Origin of the sequence: uncultured Eudoraea sp. (assembly GCF_947490415.1) — a bacterium.
Classification (GTDB): domain Bacteria; phylum Bacteroidota; class Bacteroidia; order Flavobacteriales; family Flavobacteriaceae; genus Eudoraea.
Window position 1 is genome coordinate 1 of the sequence record NZ_CANLGX010000012.1, and the last position, 3695, is coordinate 3695.

Below are 3695 nucleotides of genomic sequence, written 5' to 3' on the forward strand. Positions count from 1 at the left end.
TATCATTTTGGGGAAATCACCGGTGAGATCACCAACGACGACCTTTTAGGGAATATTTTTGCGAATTTTTGTATCGGAAAGTAACCGCTAAAAGCAACACCTAGGAAATACACTAAAAACAATTAATAATCACTAATAATATGACTACAACTTAGAGGGGACTAGAGCTCTTTAGGCGGCTTTTCCGTCAATTTTCCAATTAATTAGACATATAAAAACAGTGTCACATACCAAAAGTTTTTAAGCTCCTCATGGCAAGTGTCTATTTTCTCCAATAAAACCACCCAACATATCCGAATGAAAATTCTGAAGCCAAACTCAATATTTCAGTTGAGGATATCGGATACAGAATACAATAGTAAGGATGCAGAACCAATTAAATACTCCTATTAGGGAGAAGATATCCAAATCGGATCTAACTCCCCCTTCCTATTTGAAATACTCAGCAACGTAGATTCATAAGAAGTTTCTCTGGCAATAAGTCTGCCCATCGGGACTCTTATCCTTACCTCTGTGGAGGGCATAGAAGAAAGTGGAGCAAGTTTTTATGCTTATGATACTGGGGATGGTCAATATCTGGAATAAGTACCCTTGCCAGTTTCTACTTACCTAATATTCGGGGTATTTCCTTTATATTTATTTTCAGGGGGTAAATGATCGTTTTTATCTCCCAAACACCTATTTAATATACTACAATTCAAACTTCTGCCTTAATTTTATCATTGAATATTAATTTCACTTAAATAAAACAGAAATTATGAAAAAATTAATTCTAATCACACTCCTAGGAGGTTTTGCGCTCACCTCTTGTCAAAAGGAGGACCTGAGTTCGGTTACTGAATTGGATGCCGTGGAAGGTCGAGGAAAAAGCAGTGTTAACAACAATGTTAATGATGACACAATAGATGAATCTTTTTGCTTGGTTGATCTTACTCCGGAATTACCGGAAACTGTTGAAATTTGTATAACAGATAAGGGTGAAACCATCTATACCGATGGGGAGATGCCAAGTTATTTTGATTTGACCCTTGAAGGCAATTTTTTCGATGCCTGGTGTGCAGATCAGGATACTTCTTTGGACATCCCGGACGGTCAAGACGAGATTTGTCTTGACGGATCCATTTATTCAAGTTATGACGAGTACCTGTTAACTCTTCAGGGGGAAGGAGCTGGAGAATTTGAAAAGCCTGAAAATTTTGACTTAGTAAACTGGCTTTTAAATCAAAACTTTGTAGGTAAGGAAAGTTCTGCTTGGGGTCCCTATACATACGGTGATATTCAAAAAGCAATTTGGGATCTTATTGATAACAGTACCTGTACCGAATGTTTATTCCTAGGAGAATGGGAACAGCTCCGAGTTAATGAGTTGGTCTCTTTAGCAGATAGTCCAGATAATGACGGTTACAAGCCCGGAGATGGAGATTTACTGGCTCTTGTAATAATTCCAGAAGGAAATTATCAGAGTGTGATTATTACGATTCCCTTGGAATGCAAAGAAGTAGGCTGCGAAACCGCATTCGGAAGAGCACAGGACGGCCAGAGCACCCTAAATACATGTTTTATTGATTTGGAAGATCCATATAAATTTAACCGTTGGGGATGGACTGTCGAACTGCCATCTGAAGGAACTTACACTTTCGATATATACGCCGGAGCTGGCCAATGTGATTTGAGTAAGGGCACCTTAGTAGGTACTGCAGCAGTGAATTACAGTGGTGGTACGGTTACTGTTGATTACGATATTAGTGACGGATTTGGAATAAAGGAAATCCACACCTATGCAGGGTACGATCCTGTCCCAGAAAATCCGAATAACGGTAAACCAACGGTAGCACCGGGTCAGTACACAATAGCTACAGGATTAAGTGGTGAAATTAATGTGATTCTTCATTCCGTAATCTGCGGAGATTACTAAGATTAAATTTTGGTTAAGTAACTGGAGGTTTTTGGTAAACCGGTTATGAACATCTAAAGTCAAAAGGTGAGTATGCAAGTATACTCACCTTTTGATTTGTTTATATATTAATAAAAAATCATTCACTTTCTTTAACTATTCATTTTGCGATAAAACGATATTAAATATGGCAATGGATCCCGAAAAAATCTGATGGCATAGGTGCTATTTTTCAGTGTACTAAGGTCCAGTAACTTTAATGGGTTCTTTCTTATAAATTGGAAATAACCTTTCATATCATAAAACTTAATATGTTTATAACTCTGGACATTTGTAACTTTCCCGTCCAAGGTTAAATTTGATAACCTTACCGGAAAGTTAATCCCCGCGTACATTGATCCCACTACAGATCTCCAAAAACGTGTATTGATTTCAAGGACCTTATAGTCATCTACTTTTCTATCATACCTAAGATCAATGCTTGCGATCCCTGACCAATTCAAAGACCTCATAAGTCGTAAGGCAATATTTAAAATCCTTTCATTATCTACAAACCTGTATTCCATCTGAGGACCGAATCCTAACGAATTCTGATTTTCAGATTTTTGGATAGTATACGCCATTATATCTCCGCTACAACATAAAACGTTACAGCTAAAGTCATATCCCTCAATATATTCCTGAAAGATATAGTCTTGCTCGGTAAACGAATGTCTATTAGTATAATCCTCTAATTCATTAAAGGATTTTACAAGTTCTATCTTCCATCCTGCACCAAGACCAATGGTCGGTTTTGCTATTAAGGGAAAGTTCAAATAATCCTGTTTATCAATTGTTCCCAATAATTTGGTCTTGGGACAGGGAATTTCAAATTTCATCAAATGCTTATATAGGGTCCATTTATTTCTGGCTTTATCAAAACTTTTAAGTTCTGGAAGAAGGCATAACTTATTAGGATTCAAAAGCAACGATTTATTGGCTATAATTCTGCGGACTACTATTTCTGATAAGGGTAGAATAACATCAATATCGTATTTTTTTAAAATTTCATTAATCTTTTGAATCCATTCATTATTATCGGCTGTATCCCTATAATATGTCCACCTCTGAACAAATCTGGAATAACGCATTGGTAATCTCTTTTGGTTTGACATAATGTGAATATAAAAGTCTTTTTTTCGACTAAAACAATCTACAATATTCATCAAATGACTACCATCGCTATCAGGAATAAGTATTGATTTCTTTTTCGTCATATTCATTGTGGAGGATTACGGAGTCTTATATAAATTCAATATTCGGTTAATAGATAACATCTTAACTAGGACTCAATTGCCTTTAAATATGGTTAAATAGTGAAACTATCCCTCATAAAAACGATTCTAAATATACTTAATTGTGTCAAAATCGAAACCTAAAAGGATTTTGCAGAAGAAGATGTAGAATTTGCAGACATAGAAGAATTCCGGGGTTTACTAAGCAGAATTGAAAGCGTTCTAAAGGGACTAGTAGATTCTTTCGCTTTGGGCAATGTTATAAAAAGCGGGATCCCCATAGCTATTGTAGGGGAACCTAATGTAGGCAAATCTACCCTTTTAAATGCTCTGTTAAATGAAGATCGTGCCATTGTATCGGAAATTGCAGGTACTACCAGAGATACTATAGAAGATGAGATAACCATTGGAGGTATTGGATTTCGGTTTATAGACACTGCCGGGATCAGAGAGACTCTTGATACTGTTGAGCGCATAGGAATTGAGAGAACCTATGAGAAGATGGAAAAAGCAGAGGTGGTGCTATT

At 36.5% G+C, this 3695-nt stretch carries 2 protein-coding genes and 1 pseudogene; 2 read left to right on the plus strand and 1 reads right to left on the minus strand.

Features of this window, described 5'->3' with window-relative positions:
- Nucleotides 1-757 precede the first annotated feature (757 nt).
- The gene (locus tag Q0874_RS17330) at nucleotides 758-1915 is read left to right on the plus strand and encodes a hypothetical protein (protein WP_299164813.1); all 1158 of its coding nucleotides are present in this window, start codon (nucleotides 758-760) and stop codon (nucleotides 1913-1915) included.
- A 131-nt stretch (nucleotides 1916-2046) separates the two neighbouring features.
- Here Q0874_RS17330 and Q0874_RS17335 read toward each other — a convergent pair whose 3' ends face one another.
- Nucleotides 2047-3156, minus strand: a complete 1110-nt coding sequence (locus Q0874_RS17335; RefSeq protein ID WP_299164814.1) for an ATP-grasp domain-containing protein — start codon at nucleotides 3154-3156, stop codon at nucleotides 2047-2049.
- Nucleotides 3157-3261: 105 nt separating this feature from the next.
- Between Q0874_RS17335 and Q0874_RS17340 the strand changes: the two are divergent.
- Nucleotides 3262-3695, plus strand: a pseudogene (locus Q0874_RS17340) (GTPase); the annotation flags it as partial.